At 60.0% G+C, this 18,952-nt stretch carries 17 protein-coding genes and 2 pseudogenes; 9 read left to right on the top strand and 10 right to left on the bottom strand.

Annotation, left to right across the window (positions count from 1 at the left end; translation table 11 throughout):
- Positions 1–81 precede the first annotated feature (81 nt).
- Both J3367_RS20520 and J3367_RS20515 read right to left on the bottom strand, forming a co-directional pair.
- Positions 82–1,200 (bottom strand): YihY/virulence factor BrkB family protein, encoded by a 1,119-nt coding sequence (locus tag J3367_RS20520; protein WP_421462491.1) that lies wholly within the window; start codon positions 1,198–1,200, stop codon positions 82–84.
- 371 nt (positions 1,201–1,571) lie between these two features.
- Complete coding sequence (locus J3367_RS20515; RefSeq protein ID WP_024350048.1) at positions 1,572–2,225, bottom strand: DUF1236 domain-containing protein; 654 nt, start codon at positions 2,223–2,225, stop codon at positions 1,572–1,574.
- 577 nt (positions 2,226–2,802) lie between these two features.
- Between J3367_RS20515 and J3367_RS20510 the strand changes: the two genes are divergently transcribed.
- The 4 genes and pseudogenes from J3367_RS20510 to J3367_RS20495 all read left to right on the top strand — a co-directional run bounded on the left by J3367_RS20510 (position 2,803) and on the right by J3367_RS20495 (position 8,333).
- Positions 2,803–4,107 (top strand): cation:proton antiporter, encoded by a 1,305-nt coding sequence (locus tag J3367_RS20510; protein ID WP_024350047.1) that lies wholly within the window; start codon positions 2,803–2,805, stop codon positions 4,105–4,107.
- A 516-nt stretch (positions 4,108–4,623) separates the two neighbouring features.
- Positions 4,624–6,158, top strand: a pseudogene (istA, locus tag J3367_RS20505) (IS21 family transposase).
- Complete coding sequence (gene istB / locus J3367_RS20500; RefSeq protein WP_024350045.1) at positions 6,148–6,942, top strand: IS21-like element helper ATPase IstB; 795 nt, start codon at positions 6,148–6,150, stop codon at positions 6,940–6,942. Before istA ends, istB begins: the two are co-directional and overlap by 11 nt.
- Before the next feature lie 317 nt (positions 6,943–7,259).
- Positions 7,260–8,333 carry a helix-turn-helix transcriptional regulator gene (locus J3367_RS20495; protein WP_155898427.1) on the top strand — a complete coding sequence of 358 codons (1,074 nt, stop codon included), beginning with the start codon at positions 7,260–7,262 and terminating at the stop codon, positions 8,331–8,333.
- A 103-nt stretch (positions 8,334–8,436) separates the two neighbouring features.
- Here the strand turns inward: J3367_RS20495 and J3367_RS20490 are convergent, their stop codons facing one another.
- Entirely contained in the window at positions 8,437–8,820 is a 384-nt protein-coding gene (locus J3367_RS20490; RefSeq protein WP_024350043.1) for a helix-turn-helix domain-containing protein, read from the bottom strand.
- A gap of 397 nt (positions 8,821–9,217) precedes the next feature.
- Here J3367_RS20490 and J3367_RS20485 point away from each other — a divergent pair, with 397 nt between their 5' ends.
- Positions 9,218–9,763 (top strand): thermonuclease family protein, encoded by a 546-nt coding sequence (locus J3367_RS20485; protein ID WP_155898426.1) that lies wholly within the window; start codon positions 9,218–9,220, stop codon positions 9,761–9,763.
- Positions 9,764–10,226: 463 nt separating this feature from the next.
- On the opposite strand, the gene J3367_RS20480 is transcribed toward J3367_RS20485, so the two are convergent.
- The 3 genes from J3367_RS20480 to J3367_RS20470 are packed head-to-tail and all read right to left on the bottom strand — an operon-like array spanning position 10,227 to position 13,344.
- A complete protein-coding gene (locus tag J3367_RS20480) occupies positions 10,227–11,738 on the bottom strand; it encodes a tripartite tricarboxylate transporter permease (RefSeq protein WP_024350042.1) in 1,512 nt (503 codons plus the stop codon).
- 1 nt (position 11,739) lies between these two features.
- Positions 11,740–12,186 (bottom strand): tripartite tricarboxylate transporter TctB family protein, encoded by a 447-nt coding sequence (locus tag J3367_RS20475; RefSeq protein WP_081651858.1) that lies wholly within the window; start codon positions 12,184–12,186, stop codon positions 11,740–11,742.
- A 12-nt stretch (positions 12,187–12,198) separates the two neighbouring features.
- Complete coding sequence (locus J3367_RS20470) at positions 12,199–13,344, bottom strand: mandelate racemase/muconate lactonizing enzyme family protein (RefSeq protein WP_024350040.1); 1,146 nt, start codon at positions 13,342–13,344, stop codon at positions 12,199–12,201.
- 134 nt (positions 13,345–13,478) lie between these two features.
- On the opposite strand from J3367_RS20470, the gene J3367_RS20465 reads away from it, so the two are divergent.
- The 4 genes from J3367_RS20465 to J3367_RS20450 all read left to right on the top strand — a co-directional run bounded on the left by J3367_RS20465 (position 13,479) and on the right by J3367_RS20450 (position 17,404).
- The gene (locus J3367_RS20465; RefSeq protein WP_024350039.1) at positions 13,479–14,471 is read left to right on the top strand and encodes a dihydrodipicolinate synthase family protein; all 993 of its coding nucleotides are present in this window, start codon (positions 13,479–13,481) and stop codon (positions 14,469–14,471) included.
- 13 nt (positions 14,472–14,484) lie between these two features.
- Positions 14,485–15,255 (top strand): FadR/GntR family transcriptional regulator, encoded by a 771-nt coding sequence (locus J3367_RS20460; RefSeq protein ID WP_024350038.1) that lies wholly within the window; start codon positions 14,485–14,487, stop codon positions 15,253–15,255.
- Positions 15,256–15,378: 123 nt separating this feature from the next.
- Entirely contained in the window at positions 15,379–16,353 is a 975-nt protein-coding gene (locus tag J3367_RS20455; protein ID WP_421462486.1) for a Bug family tripartite tricarboxylate transporter substrate binding protein, read from the top strand.
- Positions 16,354–16,372: 19 nt separating this feature from the next.
- Complete coding sequence (locus J3367_RS20450) at positions 16,373–17,404, top strand: NAD(P)-dependent oxidoreductase (protein WP_081651856.1); 1,032 nt, start codon at positions 16,373–16,375, stop codon at positions 17,402–17,404.
- A gap of 83 nt (positions 17,405–17,487) precedes the next feature.
- Here the strand turns inward: J3367_RS20450 and J3367_RS20445 are convergent, their stop codons facing one another.
- From J3367_RS20445 to J3367_RS20430, 4 genes and pseudogenes are all read right to left on the bottom strand, one after another.
- Positions 17,488–18,003 carry an SRPBCC family protein gene (locus J3367_RS20445; RefSeq protein WP_024350034.1) on the bottom strand — a complete coding sequence of 172 codons (516 nt, stop codon included), beginning with the start codon at positions 18,001–18,003 and terminating at the stop codon, positions 17,488–17,490.
- A gap of 13 nt (positions 18,004–18,016) precedes the next feature.
- Positions 18,017–18,406, bottom strand: coding sequence for a VOC family protein (locus J3367_RS20440; RefSeq protein ID WP_024350033.1), 390 nt, complete (start codon positions 18,404–18,406; stop codon positions 18,017–18,019).
- Positions 18,403–18,726: an ArsR/SmtB family transcription factor gene (locus J3367_RS20435; protein ID WP_024350032.1), complete on the bottom strand. Its 324-nt coding sequence runs from the start codon at positions 18,724–18,726 to the stop codon at positions 18,403–18,405. The genes J3367_RS20440 and J3367_RS20435 overlap by 4 nt, the downstream gene beginning before the upstream one ends.
- Positions 18,727–18,841: 115 nt before the next feature.
- A pseudogene (locus J3367_RS20430) lies at positions 18,842–18,952 on the bottom strand (IS630 family transposase); the annotation flags it as partial.

The following is an 18,952-nucleotide window of genomic DNA, read 5'->3' as shown; positions in this document are numbered from 1 at the left end:
ACGTAGATGATGCTGTTCATGGGGCGGCCTTTTCGCTGGTGGGATTGGTGGAGCACGGTGCCGGCATTCGATCCTCATCGATCATCGGTGATTGTCCCGTCGCTGCATGGCAGCCAGAACCAGCGTTGCGGGCAGAGCAAAAGCTAACGTCCCCCACGACACTCGCTTCCGGGCGTTCGGATGGTCCCCCCGGATCCGGTTCGGGGCAGCTTCAGACGCGAGATCAGCCTCGTCGGATGCACGGCGCGAACCGCCGCTACCGGCGACATGGTCTGCAAATTTCGCACCCCGCATGCCCATCGGACGAGGTTCTCCCGTCGTTGAATCCCTTGCGGTCTGGTGCTCCATTTCCGAATTCAGTTCTCCGCCGACGATCAGGATCGTGGTGGAAAGCCAAATCCACGTCATGAAGCCGATCAATGCGCCGAGCGAACCGTATGTCGCGTTGTACGAACCGAAATTCGCGGCATACCAGGAGAACAGCACGGAGGTGATGACGACGAGGACCATCGTCAGAAGAACCCCGGGACTGATCCATTTCCACTGGGCGGATTCCCGGCTGGGACCCCATCGATAGAGGGCGGCAATTCCGAGAGAGACCAGAATGGCCATGCCGGCATAGCTGCCGATTCTAATCAGCCATTCAAGACCTTGGCCCAGCCCTATGGCGTTGAGGATGAGGGGGACGACAAGAACAACGCCAAGGAAAAGGACAGCTGCGCCGACAGCAGCGATCGTAAACGCAAGGGAGATCAGCGTAAGTTTGAAAAATCCCCGGGTTTCGGGCTCGTCGTAGGCAACGTTCATTGCCTCGAAGAGAGACTTCATTCCTGCGTTCGCACTCCAAAGAGCGACAAGCAGCGAAATGACAAACGTAAAGCCAAGCGTAGCGCTGTCCTGCTGCGCCAGCCGCTCCAACTGATCACCGATAATCTGCATCCCACCCCCCGGAACGACCGCCGAAAGGTTTGTGACTTGCTGTTGGATGGTCGAGGGATCGGCAAACAAGCCGAAGACTGACACAAAGGCTGATAATGCAGGCACCATCGCAAGCAGTAGGTAGTATGTAACACCCGCAGCAACCAGCATAACGCGATCGTCGCTTATCTCAGCGTAGACCCGCCATAGAATTTCCTTCCAGCCGGCTGGCGGAATCTCTGACGGACCCGTCGCTTTCCTACCGCGATCACTACCGGACATATCTTCGAGCCAAGTTGTTAGCCGACCAACTGTGACAATCGGTCATGATGTTCTTCGGCTTCTCAACTGCTTCTGAACGATGGGGTTCCCGATGGGCGCTCGAAAATTCGGATCTCCAGGCAACTGACCGTGGTGGAATCGGCTAAAATCTCCGATGCCTCTCTGTCTCCCAGTGTACGGACGGGCTTCAGGGCTTCTACCCTTGGCCCCTACCGAAGCGGCCGATTTCGCCGGAGTGGCGGCGGCGCCCAGTATCGACACGCTCGTATGGACAAGCGAAAGCCCGGTCGCTCCTTTCTGGAACAACCGGGCTATTGCGCGGTAACAAGAGGCCGACGGACGCTAGAAAGCGTTCGTCGGCCAGTCGACATTTACCGGACGACGTACACGACCTGACGATTGTTCGGGTCAACCAGAACCGGCTGACCGTTCACGTAGACGTACCGATAGTCGTAGTCCGGGATCGTCTGCAGTTCCACCGTCTCGGGCACCTGCGCGCCGACGACGGCCTCGCCTTCCAGATAGACCGGATCCACGGGGTTCGACCGGACATACTCGATGCGCTCGTCCGGCGGATTCAGCGCAGCGCCGGCAACCAGGCCAGCAGCACCGCCGACTGCCGCGCCGATTGGCCCGCCGACAAGTGCACCCGCGACGGCTCCTGTCGCCGCACCGGCCACTTCGCCAGCCCCGCCTTCGTCCTCATAGGTAACGACCGGGTATTCCGTCCGGCGCTCAGTGACGACCACCGTCTCACCGCCCGCATCCGCTGTCAGATACTGGCTGTAAGCCCAACCCGACCTGCCATCGACAGTGACCCGGCACCATGAACCGCTGTCTGTGCAGCCTTCCAGCGTAGCGGTATCCTCATTGCCGATTACGCCGACGATTTCGTAGGTGGGACCAGGACCGGCGCGAACATTGAGGTCGGTCGTCGCCGAGACCGCGGTCTGCGCGGAGGCAGGGATGGCCGACATTGCAAGGATGGTAGCGGTACTAGCCGCGAGAAGGGTGTTGAGTTTCATCGTTCGTCTCCCGTTTTTCTGATCACAGCCGTGTCGGTTCAGACGCGCTGTTCGGGTCGATAAACAAAGGGAGTGGCGAACCAGTTCCGCCTCGCGAATTGTGGATAGTCGATATTTTTCAATCGTTTATCTGGCGTTCATCAATGTGGCAGAGGCTCCGGAGTTTACTGCTTGATGTTGCGAGCGTTTTCGTTCCTTCCGCGGATGGCGAGCCTCAATTCGGTCGCGAAATTGCCTTGCGGGGCCTGCGACTGACCACGCCTCGTCAAGGCGACACCTTCTTCGGACGGCAACTAGCTGCGTCAGCACATCCGTTTCGATGTCGCCGGTGAAAGCCTCGAAGGGCTCGGGACAATTTTCCGGAAGCTGGAGCATATTGCAGGGAAACGAAGCAGTTTCGCGATCCCTCCGAAACCACCCCGTTCGATCCCGTCAGCGACTGATGAGAAAGCCTGGCCGTATTCCAGACTCCCTCCCCTGACATATGGGCGGGGCCAATGGCGACACTCGTCTCGATGCTGCCATTACCGATCACAAGCCGACACCGCAGGCGTCCAGCTCAGTCCAGGAACATGCCATGGAAGAAGCCAAGTTTGGTTTCGATGCCTACCACATCCTGCTTGTCGCCTTGGGCGCGAGCCTTCTGGTCTCGTATTGGCTGCCCCACCTTTTTGTACGACGACCACCCGCAGCGACGGCGCTCCTCATGGCCTGCGGCATGGTGGGTTCGCTTCTATTCCCTGGAATCGTTGTTGGAATAGACCCAACGAAGAACCCGGCCATCTGGGAAATCGCGGCCGAGCTAGTGGTGATTGTTGTTCTCTTCGCTACCGGGCTGCGGATTGACGATCTGGGTGGTCTGCGGCTTTGGCGACCGACGATCAGACTCCTCGCGATAACAATGCCTCTAACCATTGCGGCGATTGCGTTTCTCGGCTGGAGCGTCGCAGGGATGACTCTCGGAGGAGCAATCCTTCTCGGGGCGGTGCTGGCACCAACGGATCCCGTTCTGGCTGGAGACCTTCAAATCGGCCCGCCGCTTGAGGGGAAGGAGCATCCTGTCCGGTTCGCGCTGACCACCGAAGCCGGCTTGAACGACGGCCTTGCGTTTCCGTTCGTCTATCTGGCGCTCCACATCGCCTCACAAGGCGCGAACCCTGGCCTCTGGCTTACCGAGTGGATTGCCTGGGATGTCCTCTATCGTATTCTCGTCGGGACCGGGCTCGGCATCGTCATTGGGTGGCTGCTCGGACGCATACTGATTGCTGTCCCCGCCTGGAACACGATCGCTCCCTCGGGCCCCGGGGTGCTCGCTCTTGCCGGGGTGTTCCTTGCTTACGGGGTGGTGGAACTTGCCGAAGGCTATGGATTTATCGCGGCGTTCATTGCCGGCGTCGTGTGCCGGCGGGCCGAAGCACGGCATCAGTTCCACAAGCAGCTACATGCCTTCGCGAGTTCGATAGAACATGCCATCACCGCTATTCTGCTGGTGCTCCTCGGCAGCGTCATGCCGTCGCTATGGCCTTACCTTGACTGGAGCCACACCGTAATCGGGTTCGGCCTGATCCTGGTGATCAGGCCCACGACCGGAATGCTCGGCCTCATCGGCACCCCTCTAAGCCTGAGGGCGAAAGCCGTGGTCGCGATCTATGGCGTGCGCGGCATCGGGTCGCTCTATTACTTGGCGTATGCGTCCACGCACGTTGAGTTTGTCGATGAAGGGCCGCTCTGGGCACTTGTCGCGTTCACGATCTTCGCTTCAACAGTCTTTCACGGCCTTACAGCGACGGCGACTGTCGAGGTGCTGGATCGCGAATACGCAAAGGATGGGAATTCCGAAACTCAACCGAGCGCGGAGGAACTGGAAGGCGGGCGACGCTAAAGATTGTGATCACTGAGGCTTCACGGGGTACGGTCAAGGCGTACGAAGCCTGTTCTCCCAGTACGGGCAGCGGTATGTGCAGCCAAGACGATCCCCGTCTCAGGATGCCTAACATCAAGATGATCTGGATCGGCGCGATCGATGCAAACTCATCGCGCTGGTGCCCGCTACTGTATCTGGCAACCATCTTCAAGGATGGAGTGGGCCGAGAATACACCGCCAATAATCGCATACAACGGCTTGTACCGGCTCGACGGTTCCTTGTGGAGAACCGCCGAGCCGCGTCCCTTCCGCAGCTTAGGCAAACCGGCTTTTGAGGGTATCGGAGATTCGTTCGCCCTTGCTGATCTCATCGTGCGCACGCTGCACAACAGCTCGCGTTTCGGCCGTGAGATCCCGACCTGTTGATTTTCACGCGGAACTGACCCGGGAAGTCGCCTGATTTCCACTGAGATTTGACCCATGTGACCTTCCCCTCCGATCGCGCTGAGCGAGGGGGGCATTGGAGTGATCCACATGGGACTTTTGAACGTCATCCGCCGCTTGGCTCTGCGTGAGAAGCTACCGATCCGCGAGATTGCCAGGCGGACCGGGCTCTCCCGGAACACCATCAAGAAGTATCTGAAGGCCGGCACGATCGAGCCGAAGTTCTCGGTGCCCGAACGGCCGAGCAAGCTGGACCCGTTCGCCGACAAGCTTGCGGCCTGGCTGAAAGCTGAGGCATCGAAGTCACGCAAGCAGCGCCGGCCTCTGACACACCTGCACGCCGATCTTGTCGCTCTCGGGTTCACCGGTTCCTACAACCGGGTGGCTGCGTTTGCTCGCGAGTGGTCTGCCGATCGGCAGCGCGAGCAACACACGACAGGGCGCGGTATCTTCATTCCCCTGACGTTCCGCTCCGGCGAAGCCTTCCAGTTTGACTGGAGCGAGGACCATGCCTTGATCGGTGGCGATCGAACCAAGCTGCAGGTCGCTCATATCAAGCTGGCGCACAGCCGGGCCTTCCTAGTCCGCGCCTATCTGCTTCAGACTCACGAGATGCTGTTCGACGCGCATTGGCACGCCTTCCGGGTCTTCGGCGGTGTGCCCGAGCGCGGCATCTACGACAACATGAGAACGGCGGTGGACCGTATTGGGCGCGGTAAGGAGCGCCAGATCAACATGCGCTTCCTGGCGATGGCAAACCACTACGTCTTCGAGCCGGAGTTCTGCAATCCAGCCTCCGGCTGGGAGAAGGGGCAAGTCGAGAAGAACGTGCGGGATGCACGACCGCGTCTTTGGCAGCCGATGCCGGACTTTCCCGATCTCGCCGCGCTGAACGCCTGGCTTGAGCGGCGCTGTCTGGAGCTTTGGCGGGAGATCCCGCATGGCCGCCTTGCGGGGACCGTTGCCGATGTCTGGGCCCAAGAGCAGCCCGCCTTAATGCCGGTGCCGCCCGCCTTCGACGGGTTCGTCGAGCAGAGCAAGCGGGTCTCGCCAACCTGCCTGATCAACTTCGAGCGCAACCGTTACAGCGTCCCGGCGTCTTTCGCGAACCGGCCCGTCAGCCTCCGTATCTACCCGGACCGGCTTGTCGTTGCGGCCGAGGGGCAGCTCCTGTGCGAGCATGAACGGCGGATTGATCGATCGCATCACCTGCCACCGCGCACAATCTATGACTGGCGTCATTATCTCGCGGTCATCCAGCGTAAGCCCGGCGCGCTGCGTAACGGCGCCCCTTTCGCTGAACTGCCGTCAGGCTTCCGGCGATTGCAGGAGCAGATGCTGAGACGGCTGGTGGCGATCGCGAGATGGTCGATATCCTTGCCCTGGTCCTGCAGCACGATGAGCAGGCTGTACTGGCCGCAGTCGAACTGGCCCTTACCGAGGGGATCGCAACCAAGACCCACGTGCTCAACATCCTGCACCGTCTGATCGACGCGAAGACGATCGACGGTCCGGTTATCGACACACCGCAAGCGCTGCTGCTGCGCCGGGAGCCCGAGGCCAATGTCGAGCGCTACGACGGTCTGCATGCCTGCAGCAGTCGCGGAGGCCGCCATGCGTCATGATCCCGCCAGCGGCGCCGTCGTCATCATGCTGCGCAGCCTCAAGATGTATGGCATGGCACAGGCCGTCACCGATCTGATCGAACAAGGCGCGCCTGCCTTCGATGCCGCCGTGCCGATCCTGACGCAGCTTCTGAAGGCCGAGATGGCCGAACGCGAGGTGCGCTCGATCGCCTACCACATGAAGGCTGCACGCTTCCCGGCTTATAAGGATCTGTCAGGCTTCGACTTCTCGGCCAGCGAGATAAACGAGGCCACGGTGCGCCAGCTTCATCGCTGCGAGTTCATCGAAGGAATGCAGAACGTCGTGCTGATCGGCGGGCCAGGCACAGGCAAGACACACGTCGCGACCGCCCTCGGCATCCAGGCAGTCGAGCATCACCGGCGGAAAGTCCGGTTCTTCTCGACCATCGAACTCGTCAACACGCTCGAACAGGAGAAGGCCAGGGGCAAGGCCGGCCAACTGTCTGAGACCCTTGCCCGTCTCGACCTCGTGATCCTGGACGAGCTTGGATACCTGCCGTTCAGTGCCTCCGGCGGCGCAATGCTCTTCCATCTGCTGAGCAAGCTCTACGAGCGCACCAGCGTTGTCATCACGACCAATCTGAGCTTCAGCGAGTGGGCCACCGTCTTCGGCGATGCCAAGATGACCACCGCTCTACTCGATCGGCTCACCCATCGCTGCCACATCTTGGAAACCGGAAATGACAGCTTCCGCTTCAGGGCGAGCACCGCGGCCACGAACCACAAGAGGAAGGAAAACGAACATACCTTGACCCAGTCATGACCATCTCAACTTAACTCGAAGCCGGGTCACTTCTCGATGGAAAACCCGGGTCAGTTCCGCGTGGAAATCAACACACGGCGACTCAGATGATTGACCTGATCGCTTCTATTCCAAGTTCGTACCCAACAGCAGCATTGGCATATTGACTCCGAACTGGCTACAGCACTGCCTCTTGGCAGCGAATGAGTTAGCAAAGGTTCTTCGTTTCAGAACGAGGAGCATCTTGACCGGGGCTCAAGCAGAGTATTTGCTCGGTGGGCCGTTGTAGCAGCAGCCTGTGGAGTTTTCAGATCGACGTTTCGATTTTGATCAGCTTCATGTATGAGGCCGCCGTCTCCGAGACCGACGAAGGTTGGTCGGAGCTGGCCGACCTCCTCAGCAGGCAGTTCCGAGAGAGCACCGTCGTCATCGACGCAGGGAGTATCTCCGGCTCGGACCAGGCGCTGTTGGTTCCTTACCGCTTTGATACCGAACGCGTCAGACTTCATTTCGAGCAATTCGCTAATCCCGAAGACAACATCGGCGTCAAGGCGCTCATGACGGGTCCAGTAGGCTCTGCCTTCGATATGCACGATGGGATCGAAGAAGGCGTATGGAGCCGCGATCCCTCCGTTCAGGGCATCCTCACCCCCCAGGGTTTCACGCACGGCTCTCTGCTAGTCGTTGAGAGAGAGCCCAGATGCATGTCTTCCCTTCTCCTCTATCGAGGAGACCGTGCCGGCGAGTTTTCGCCCCGAGAGATGGGCTTCTTGAATGCAATTGCGCCCCATCTCAGGCGCGCGTTTGAAGTCAGACGCCGGTTACGCGAAATGGCCGAGCGCGAGCGTAACGCTCATCGACTGCTGTTGGAGACCAGTACGGGAGTGCTGGTGACCGATGGAAGCGGCTATGTCATTCATGCGACGGGACAGGCTGAGGCTGCGCTGGCATCGGAGGACTTCCTCTACACATCCTTCGGACGACTGAGAGCGAAAGACGCCCGTGCAGAGGCAAAGCTCAACGCGCGCTTCACCGGAGGTGTCATGTTGATCCAGCCCGACGTCGAGATCGCCGGCTCGAACGGGAAAACGCTTGCTCTCCGCGACCTCCCCCATGCTGCTGCGGTGTCTCTATCATTGCGCCACGATGCTCGCGCTTTCCACGTGGAACTCTACACCACCGGAAAACCTCCGCTCGAGGAGATCTTGAAAGAGCGCTACCGTCTAACCCCTACCGAGATCGCTATCACCCTCTCCCTGCGGGACGGCATTTCGGTGATTTCGATTGCTGAACAACGAGGGAATACGCTTTCCACAGTCCGAACGCATGTGAAGTCGATCTTCCAAAAGCTGCACGTGCATCGCCAGGCTGAACTTATCGCACGACTGAACAGGCTGGGAGGAACGGCCTGATGATTGTTCACCCGGAGGGCCCCATGCCACGTTCCGCTGCCACAGTTTGAAATACAGTGCAGTCAGAAGTTTAGTGAATAAACTTCGCTATCGGGGGCATGCATCATGTCGGATCCTGTTCCGCATTGGCACCCTCGATCGCATCTATAATGCGGAGCATTGCTTCTGTTGCTGACCGCCGCGAAGCCTTAGGCATAGCTTCCAAGCGGCGAACCAAACCCAAGCTCTCCGGTGATATCTCGCCCACAGGCTCAACGCTGCTGTCCTCCCCGAGCAGCGTCGACACTGAAATTCCCAGGAGTTTGGCAATTTCCAAGATGCGCATGCCGGAAATCCGGTTGACGCCTTTTTCGTATTTCTGAACCTGCTGAAAAGTGACACCTAAATGCTTGCCCAGGTCGCTCTGCGACATACCCCGATAATTTCGGTAGCCGCGCAATCGAGCGCCGAGCTCTTTTTCTTTATCCGCTGAAACTTGTTGGCGCATCCGTTCCCCCTCGGCGGCAACCTCACTGTAAACGGTCCCGAAAAACGTGACGAAGTTGGGGCGGTAACACAGCCTGAGGGTAGATGTTTTAAGCTGGCCTGGAATGGGTCGCTACCGGTGGCAACGTCAGGTTATTGGAGTGCAATCTGGATACAGAGGGTTGCACCGTTGGGATATCGCGAATTTTTCAGTCTGAATAGACGAAAGCTTATCGAGCAGTTGTTAGCGTTGCGGTATGGACAGCCCTTGGCAATCGAAACGGCCACGAACGCAGATCACACGCCATCGAGAGAGTCGCGACGTGTGGCTTCGCAATGTCAGCAGTCTTCAAGAAGCTCGACAGCGGCGAAATAAGCCGCGGGCGCCAAAGCCCAACTCCACCTTCTGGCCACTTCTCATGCTCGCATGCGTGGTGGTGTTCGCCGCACCGATCATCGCTGATCGGTTTCACTTGCTCGATCGTCTGCAGGCGTTTGAGTGGCTCAAGTTACAGGCCGGCGAGACAATTGCCCGGCTTCCTGTGGTCATTAGCTTCAATGACGCCTCCGAAGGCGTCGGGTCGACCACAGCCGCGACCAGACCCCATTATCGTGGTCCTATCCCAGCCTGTTCGGGCAGAAACAGAGCGAAGCGGCGGGTAACCTGCATCGTCGACGGTGACACGGGGTGGCAGGACGGTGACAAATGGCGGATCGCCAATATCGATACGCCCGAGATATCATCACCGGAATGCGCAAATGAAAGGTCTCTAGGGTATGCAGCTCGGGATCGGCTGCGGACGCTCATGTCTCGCGGCTACTCTCTTACTCAATACGGCAAAGGCTACTACGGGCGCACGCTGGTCACCGTCACCCTCGCGGACGGTCGCGATGCGGGTGACGTGTTGATTGCTGAAGGACTATCCCAGCGTTGGCCCAATAGCGGCAATCCTTGGTGCCGCTAAATCGCGCCTATCGATTGCAGTAAACTTCTATGACCGAGAGGGGCCGATAGGAGACCGGCGGCTTCCGAGCATCGCAGGTTAAAAGGTGCCATTCGCTTGTCTACACGAACAAATCGCCCGAAGATCCCGGTTATGGACCGACGAGCATCTGCTTACGTATCGGCTCACCGTAGCTTGGACCCCTGAAAAATTGCGAGAATTGTCGTCGGTAAAGGATGTCGACAGGGTCTGGCGATCGGCTCCCAGCTAATCGGGAGATAATACGCTAGAAGTATCGCGCCTGAAATACGAAAGTCGAACGTTTGCACTCGTTCGCCAAGGAGTTCTTGACAAGAATGAGACCTTCTCAGCCTTCGATCGAGATGACACGCCGATGTGCTGACGTCGACGTGGGAAGACAAGGAGACTTAAGGTTTTGATCCGTGGTCTCTATGCTTCGGTTTAGCTGATCTACAGCTCTCGCTCATGCCGGAGACCGCCATCGTTTTTGTCGGAAGCCGATAGCGGCGCGTACCGCCATGGACACCAGCAGGAGTCCGCACATGACAAGAAGGACCGCGCTGATCGGGGTCTCAAAGAGGATCGTGGGGCTGCCGCGTCCCAGAAGCAACGCGCGCCTGAGGTTCTCTTCGATCATTGGGCCAAGAATGAGCCCAAGGAGCAGCGGCGCCGCAGGGCAATTGAGCTTTGCAAACAGATAGCCAACCACGCCGAGGCCGGCGAGAAGCAAAACCTGGAAGGAGCTGTTCGCCACACTGTATACGCCGATCGCGAGGAAAATCACGATCATCGGATAAAGAATGCGGTATGGGATCGAGAGAATTCGGACCCAGATGCCGATGAAGGGAATGTTCACCCACAGGAGTAGAAAGTTGCCGATTAGCATGCTGGCGAGAAGGCCCCAGAACAGGTCTGGATGACTGGAGATCACGCGCGGCCCCGGAGCAATGCCATTCATGACAAGCATGCCAAGAATTAGCGCGCCCACTGCATCGCCCGGAATTCCGAGCGTCAGCGTAGGGATATAACCGGTCTGGGCGGCGGCGTTGTTCGCGGCCTCCGGCGCGACGACGCCCTCGATCGCACCCTTCCCAAAGCGTTCCGGCTCGCGCGACACACGCGTCTCCAGCGCATAGGCGATGAAGGAGGCAATTGTCGGTCCTGCGCCAGGCAACGCACCGAGAAAGCCGCCGACCCCGGTGCCGCGAATCATCGGCCCGATCGACCGTTTCACTTCGTCACGGGTCGGCATCATGGAACGCCATCCGCCGCCGGTCTGAATGATCTCTCGGCCCGCGTTTGGTTCCAGATTACGGATGACTTCGGAAAGCCCGAACAACGCCATCGCAACGACGATGAAGCTGAGGCCCTCCGCCATGATCGGAATGCCGAAGGTGAAACGCATCATGCCCGACACGATGTCCATGCCGACAAGCCCCATCAGGATGCCGACGAGCACCATGCCAATTGCGCGCAGGAAGGAGTCCGACGCAAAAAAGGCCGCCGCGAGAAGCCCGAAGAGCATCATGGAGAAATATTCGGAGGGGCCGAATTCGAGTGCGATCTGGGTGATCGCGGGAGCGGCGAAGATGACGGCGAAGATCGCCGACCAGCCGCCGACGAAGGAGGCGACGGCCGTCATAAAGAGCGGCACGCCGGCGCGACCGGCCTTCGCCATTGGGTATCCGTCGAGCGCGACGACGGCGGATGCCGGCGTTCCCGGAAGGTTCAGAAGGATCGAGGCCGTCGAGCCGCCGAAAAGGCCGCCATAGAAAATGCCCGAGAGCATGATGATCGCGGGGATTGGATCGAGACCAAAGGTGAACGGCAAGAGCATGGAGATCGCCGTGACCGTGCCGAGGCCTGGTAGCACGCCGACGAAAGTGCCGAGCACCACGCCGACGAGGCAATAGAGCAGATTTTCGACCCCGAGCGCGACCTCAAAACCGTGGGCGAGATTGGCGAGCGACTCCATTCTACCACCATGTCCGGAACGGCAGGCCGAGAAGCAGCTTGAATACGATCACCGAGAAGGCCGACATGCCGATCGCGATCAGCGCGTTCTCGGTCCATTTCGTCTCGCTCGAGGCAACGCCAGCAACGATCACGGTCGCGATAGAGGTGAGCACGAGCCCCGCCTCCTCAATGAGGAAGGCGAAGGTGCAGATCGAGAGCGTCAGCCCAGCGAGGGGGCGTAGATAGAGCCGCTCGATCGGAACGGGCCTGCGCCGGATGATCGACTTGACCATGAGCGCCAGTCCGATCAGCGCCAAGAGGCTGCCGATCATCAGCGGGAAATAGCCTGGCCCCATGCGGCGCGCCGTGCCGATCGATAGATCGAGCGCGCCGAGGGAGAAACCACCACCGATGGCAAGGAAGAGGAGACCCGAGAGAAGATCGCGGTCCTTCAGCATTCCAGACATTCTCGGGATCTCCTATCGAACGTAGCAGGGTCCGTCGATGAGGGGATGGCGGGCGACGAAATCCTCGTCGACCTCGACACCCAGCCCCGGTCCTTCGGGCGCGACCAGATAGCCCTCCTTGTCGATCTCAAGCGACGCACCGGAGACGAGATCGGTCCGGAACGGATTGTAGCTCGTCGCGTCGGCTTCGAAATAGCCCGGATTGTCGATTGAGGAGAGAAGGTGCAGCGAGGCGAACATGTTGAGCGCCGTCATCGAGCTGTGCGGATTAACCCGCTGCTTGCGCGCCGATGCCATGGCCGCGATGCGATAGACCTCGGTCAGGCCACCAGCCTTGGAAAGATCCGGCTGGAGGACCGTGACGACATCGTCCTCCAGAAGGCGCTGGAATTCGTAGCGTGTGTAGTGGTTCTCGCCGGTCGCGAGCGGCGTGCGGCCGAGTTCGGAGGCCTTGCGATAAGCGTGATAATCGTAGGGCGGAAACGGTTCTTCCAGCCAGCCGACATTCGCCGCGTCGAGCGCCGGCATCAGCTGCCGAACTTCCTCAAGCCCGTAGGCGGCGTTCACGTCGGAGAGGATGTCGATGTCTTCGCCGAGGGCGTCGCGCACCGCTTCGACCCGCGCCGCGTCGAGCTTCGGCGTGTCGCCGAGCCTGAGCTTCAGGGCTTTGTAACCCATGGAAACGTAGCCCTGAGCCTCCTCGACGAGCGTCTCCGTCGACTGGTAGCCGAGGGTCAGCCCGCCCGCATAGGCCTTGATCCTCTTCGCTCCGCCGCCCGCGAGACGGAAGATCGGCCAGCCCGACGCCTTGCCGCGCAGGTCCCAGAGGGCCAGATCGATACCGCTCATGGCAATCGCGGTGCCCGCGCCGAAACCATGGGTCGCGAAATGGCCGAGATAGAGATGATGCCAGATGCCGATATTGTCGCGCGGGTCCATGCCGATGATCATCGGCGCCAGCGTCGTCTGGATGAGCTTGGCGATCGCGCCCGGCGAGCGGCCGTGATGGGCTTCGGCCCAGCCGGTGATACCGTCGTCACTGACAATCTTCACGAGAACGGCATCCCGCTTGACCATCCGCCCGACACCCATGCGGAAATCGGTTCCCTCCGGCACCCGGTAGGACACCGGATGGACGGTAATTGCGCTGATCTTCATGGTCCTCCTATCCACCGACCGACTCCCAGCCATTTCGGTGTCATGCTGACGTTGTGGTTTTCTGTAATATGAAGTAACAGAAATTCGCAAGCTGTATGCAAAAATTTCATCTGCCAGACTGACAGGAGCTTTCCTTGAGCCTCGACCTCCGCACCGGCACCGCCGATCCGCTTTGGGTTCCGATCCTCACGCACTACATGCCGGACAGCGGCATCGACGCCCAGAGAATGCTCGCACATTGGAACAGCCTGATCCCGCATGTGCGGCAGGTGATGCTGGCAGGCTCCACAGGAGATGGCTGGGAACTCGACGATGCCCGCTTCGACGCCCTGATCGATCTCGGCGATTCGCCCGATCTGCCGGAGGGTGCCGCCCTTCTCTTCGGTATTCTGCGGCCAACGACAGACGAGGTCATCGCCCGTCTCGAACATCTCGAAGACCGGCTCGAAGCCCATCCACGCCTTAAGTCCCGCCTGCGCGGCGTCGCGATCTGCCCGCCGGTCGATGCGAATGCGGATCAGGACCAGATCCGGAAGCATTTCGAGGACGCTTTCGCGGCGAGCACCCTTCCCGTTGCGGTTTACCAGTTGCCGCAGGTCACGCAGTGCGCGATCGCGCCGGATACGATGGCGGCTCTCGCGACAAGTCCGCGCGTGACAATGTTCAAGGACAGCAGCGGCGAGGATGTCGTCGCCAAGGACCGGGACGGCTATGACGGCGTCGTCATGGTGCGCGGCGCCGAGGGCGGCTATCTCGAAGCGCTGAAGCCTGCCGGGCCGTATCACGGCTGGCTTCTCAGCACCGGCAATGCGCTTGCCACGCCGCTCCGCCGGGTCCTCGATCTCAACGAAAGCGGCGACGGCGAGGCGGCTGCCAAGCTCTCCGGCGCACTCTCGGAGGTCGTCGAAAAGGTCTTCGCCGCGGCCGCGAATGAAGGCGGGGCGAATGCCTTCTCCAACGCCAACCGGGCAATGGATCACCTCCGCGCTTATGGTAAAGGCTGGCGCAGTGCCCCTCTTGCATTCAAGGTAGATGGCTCGGAACTTTCAGCCGACCTTGTTGCTGAGGTCGAATCCCATGCCGCTAGTCTCCTGGAGATTGGGGACACCGGATATCTCCACTCTTGATGCTGGCCCGGTCATGAATCGGATCTCGACGCAGCCCAAACGCTTCGATCTCAGCTCGATCGAACATGCGATCCGCCCGGCGCACCAGCGCAGCCTCAACGACGAGGTCTACAAGGCTCTGGCAAAGCTCATCGCCTCCGGCGAGATGCGCAGCGGCGACCGGCTGCCCGCCGAGGCCGAGCTCTGCCGGCTCTTCGCGGTCTCGCGCCCCGTGGTGCGCAAGGCCCTTACCCGGCTGCGGGACGAAGGGCTGATCGTCTCGCGCAAGGGCTCGGGCTCGTTCGTCGCCGATACCGGTTCACCCACAAAGCCGAAAGACGCGGAAAGCCGGCTGGCCGTGATGCTGCACGCGCTCGAATATCGCCGCAGCATCGAGCCGGACGCGGCGTATTATGCCGCGATTCGCAACGGTCCAACCGATCTCGCCGCCATCGAAGAGGCGCTCGAAGATTTCCGGCGGTTCGACGACAAGGACGCGCGGCCCAATGTTGATAAGGCTTTCCACCGAGCGATCGCGAAGGCCGGCGGCAACGAGCACTACGAGAAGGCGCTCGATATCATCGGCTACGACATCGATCTCGGCGTCTCGCTCGCTTACCATCTTTCGAAGCTCGGGCAGGCTGAGCGACGCGCCGCGATCTTCGCCGAACACCGGAGTATCTTCGAAGCGATCAAAGCTCAGGATCCAAAGGCTGCGCGCGAAGCGATGCTGACCCATCTCGAACGTTCGCAGGTTCGTGTCATCGCCCGCGGCCAAGAAATGATGCGGCGCTCGATCACGTGATTATGGTTCAGTTGGCTGACAACCCTTGACCGACAAAGCTGTAACATATTATGACAGATATGTCGGACCTGATAACCTGTGGGAGGCGTCGGGTTCAGCCGTTTTCTTGGGAGGACCTAAATCATGCTCAGAACACCCCGTATCCTCGCGTTCTCCGCCATGGCCGGCACGCTCGCATTCGCAGCGCCTGCAGTCGCGCAGGACAGCTATCCGTCCGACACGATCAACATCGTCGTCTCCTATCCACCCGGCGGCTTCAACGACACCGTCGCTCGCATGATCTCGGAAGATTTCAGCGAGCGCTGGGACCAGTCCGTCGTGGTCGACAACCGTCCTGGCGGAGGAACGGTCGTTGGCACCGAATATGTCGCAAGCTCCGATCCAGACGGGCACACAATGGGCATTTCGCCCTTCGCATTCGGCGTCAATCCAGGCCTCTTCCCCGAGCTGCCCTATGACACCGAAAAAGATCTGAAGCACGCTATTGTACTGGGCGAGGCCTTCAACGTGCTGGTCGCCCATCCCGACTTCGGACCCAACACCGTCGAGGAACTCATTGCCTACGCCAAGGAGAACCCGGGCGAGGTAAACTATGCCTCCGCCGGCAACGGCTCCTCAAACCATTTGTCGGGTGAGCTATTCAAGTCCCTCGCGGATGTTGACATGGTGCACATTCCCTATGGCGGCAGCGCACCGGCCCGGACTGACCTGATGGCTGGCCGCGTGGATATCCTGTTCGACAACTACACCAACGTCGCGGAGCTGGTTGATAGCGGAAAGGTGAAGGCACTCGCCGTCACGACAACCAAGGAAACCCAGCAGATGCCGGGCGTACCGACAGTCGCCGACTCGGTCGACGGCTACGAGGTGAGCACTTGGTGGGGCGTCTACGTTCCAGCCGAAACGCCAGACGAGGTCGTAACTAAACTCAACGAGGCGCTGAACGAATTTCTTCAGAAGGACTCTACCAAGAAGGTTTTCGAAGAGCAGGGCATCACGGCCGTCGGCGGCAGCGTGAGTGTGGCCGAGGCTTTCGTGAAACGCCAGCTGGAGCAGTGGATCCCGGTTGCCGAGAAGGCGCAGATGCAGGTCGACTAATCTTGATTCGAAACGTTCGATGATTCTATCAACACCACTGCCTCGCGTGCTGCTTACCGATCCGATCGATGCATGCGAGGCGGCCCGGCTCGGCGATCATGCCGAAGTCGTGACCTTCGATGAGGGAGGGCCTGTAAGCTTCGAGCACGAAATCGCAGGAGCCTCCTTCGTGGTTGTTCGGCGTGCCATCCCAGCGGCCGCACTTGAAAGAGCCACTCATCTTCGAGCCCTTGTCCGCCATGGCGCTGGGCTCGATTTCATTCCGGTCGAGGCAGCAACCCGTCTTGGCATAGCGGTAACGAACACGCCCTCCGTCAACGCCCGAAGCGTCGCCGAACACGTCTTCGGTCTCGTCATCAGCCTTGCGCGCCGGATCGCCGAAAACGATGCCGGTATCCGGAGCGGCAAATGGCAGACCCTACGCGCTGCCGCGCCACGCTCGGCGGAAATTTCAGGCAAAACTCTTGGCCTGGTCGGCTTTGGCGGCATCGGACAGGCGATCGCACAGATCGCGAAACATGGCTTTGGCATGAATGTCCTCGCAGCGACCCGCCGGCCGCGCGAGGACGAAAACGGCATCTTGTTCCGACCGCTCGTCGAAGTCGCCGCCAAAGCCGATATACTCGTCGTCGCTTGCCCGCTGAGTGAGCATACGCACAATCTCGTTTGCGAAGAGATCATCTCGGCGATGCCCCCCAATGCCATTCTAGTAAATGTTGCCCGCGGCCCGATCATTGACGAAGCCGCCGTCGCCGCTGCGCTCCACTCAGGCCAACTCGGCGGAGCCGCCCTTGATGTGTTTGCCAATCAGCCGCTTCCGGCAGACTCGCCACTGCGCTCAGCGCCAAACGCGCTTCTCTCCCCCCATGTCGCAGGGGTGACCGCCGAAGCCATGGCACGAATGAGCCGCACAGCGGTCGACGATATATTGAAAATGATACTCGGAGACGAGCCACGTCATTTGGTAAACAGAAAGGCGTGGCCGCTTATTGCGAAGCGCTGGGACCAGCTTGAACGGTACGACAGAGCTCCGGACTCTCGGCAGAGCTAAGCTGGGTAACAGATTATCAGACTGAGCTTTAAGGACGTTCGAGCAGTACTCGAAACCCCACCTCGCGTTTGATCGTATCGAGCTTAGCGCAACGCCTCTTCCATAAGAGCTTCCGCTTTCTCATGGAGCGCCCAGAAGTTGGGTACGCCTTCGCCCTTGATGCGGCTTTTGAGGGCGGCCAGATGGGAATGCCAACCACCGCCGAAATTGATCGCGTCGGCGCTACCGCGCAATCCCGTGTGCGTCAGGACAAGGAGAGTCTGTGCCCCCTGCTGGCTCAGTTCGAAGGTGACCTCGCCGGCCTCCCCGTCCTCCCATGTGAACGCAAGAAGGAACGGCGGCTCGAAGCGGGTGATGCGTTCTTTCCAGCTATGGCCGCTGTAAGCGCGGTATTGTTCAGGCGCCGGCACGTCTTGATCGGAAAGCCGTTCGTGATTCATGGTAAGACCCAGCGTTCCACCGGCCCTCATGTCGCTTGGCCCTGCCATGAACCATTGTGCCCTCAGGTCTGGCTCGGTCAGGTAGCGCCAGACTTTCTCGATGGGCGCATCAAGCAGTCGTTCGAAGCGCAGCGCATTCGGAGCAATCCGGTCTTGCATCGCATTCTCCTCCTCAGTCCAGGTTGAGCTGCCACGAAACACCGAAGCGGTCCTCGACCCACGCAAAACGTGTGCTGAACCCGTAGTTGCCGAGCGGCATGAGTAGCTTGCCACCTTCGCCAAGCCTGGCTGCGAGACTTTCGATCCCCGCCTCACCGGCACAGTCGATCCAGAATGAGATTGCGGGCGTGAACCCGAAATCATGAACAATCGGGCTATCAAGCGCTTTGATCGTCAGCCCTGCGATGGTCGCAGTCGCCGTGCGTACGGAACCGGCGGGAGCGATCCCCTCTTCGCCATACCTGTCGATGGTGTCGATGCGGCTCTCGGGAATGGTCGTCGCATAGAAGCCTAGCGCTTCCTCGCAACGTCCCGCGAACATCAGAACTGGCGTAGCGGTCAAGTTCCATCCCTCCTCACGGCCGCTTCAAGAGCATCGAGGCGGGTATTCCAGAAGCGTTCCCACTGGCGGAGCCAGTCGTTGGCTTCTTTCAGCCGCTCTGCACGCAGGCGGCAAAGCTGCTTGCGTCCCACCTTACGCCGATCAATCAGCCCCGCGCGCGCCAAGACAGCGACGTGCTTGGAGGCCCCCGCGAAGCTCATTCCGTATGGAGCAGCAAGTTCGCCCACGGACTTCTCACCTTGCATCAGGTCCGCCAGCATTCCGCGCCGCGTTGGATCCGAGAGGGCAGTGAACGTCGTGTCGAGATTATCTTCAACCATGCGGATTAATAATGTCGGTCGAGCCTATTGTCAACCACTGGGTTAAGTATGCAGGATCGGAGGGCCTCTACAGGAAGCTCTGTCCGGATAGCCGAACGCCTAGAGCAGATCCGGCCTATTCCGGTTCATAGCCGGCAGCGGCGAAATAGTTGGCGCATTCGTCTGGCTTGAAGAGCGGGATGACGGCGCCGACTGCATCCCATAGCCCGTCGACTGTCCTTTCGGC

The organism is Aurantimonas sp. NFXS3, from assembly GCF_049132005.1.
GTDB classification, from domain to species: Bacteria; Pseudomonadota; Alphaproteobacteria; order Rhizobiales; family Rhizobiaceae; genus Aurantimonas; species Aurantimonas coralicida.
The sequence above is the reverse complement of the archived record's forward strand: the minus strand, read 5'-3'. Positions and strand labels throughout refer to the sequence as shown.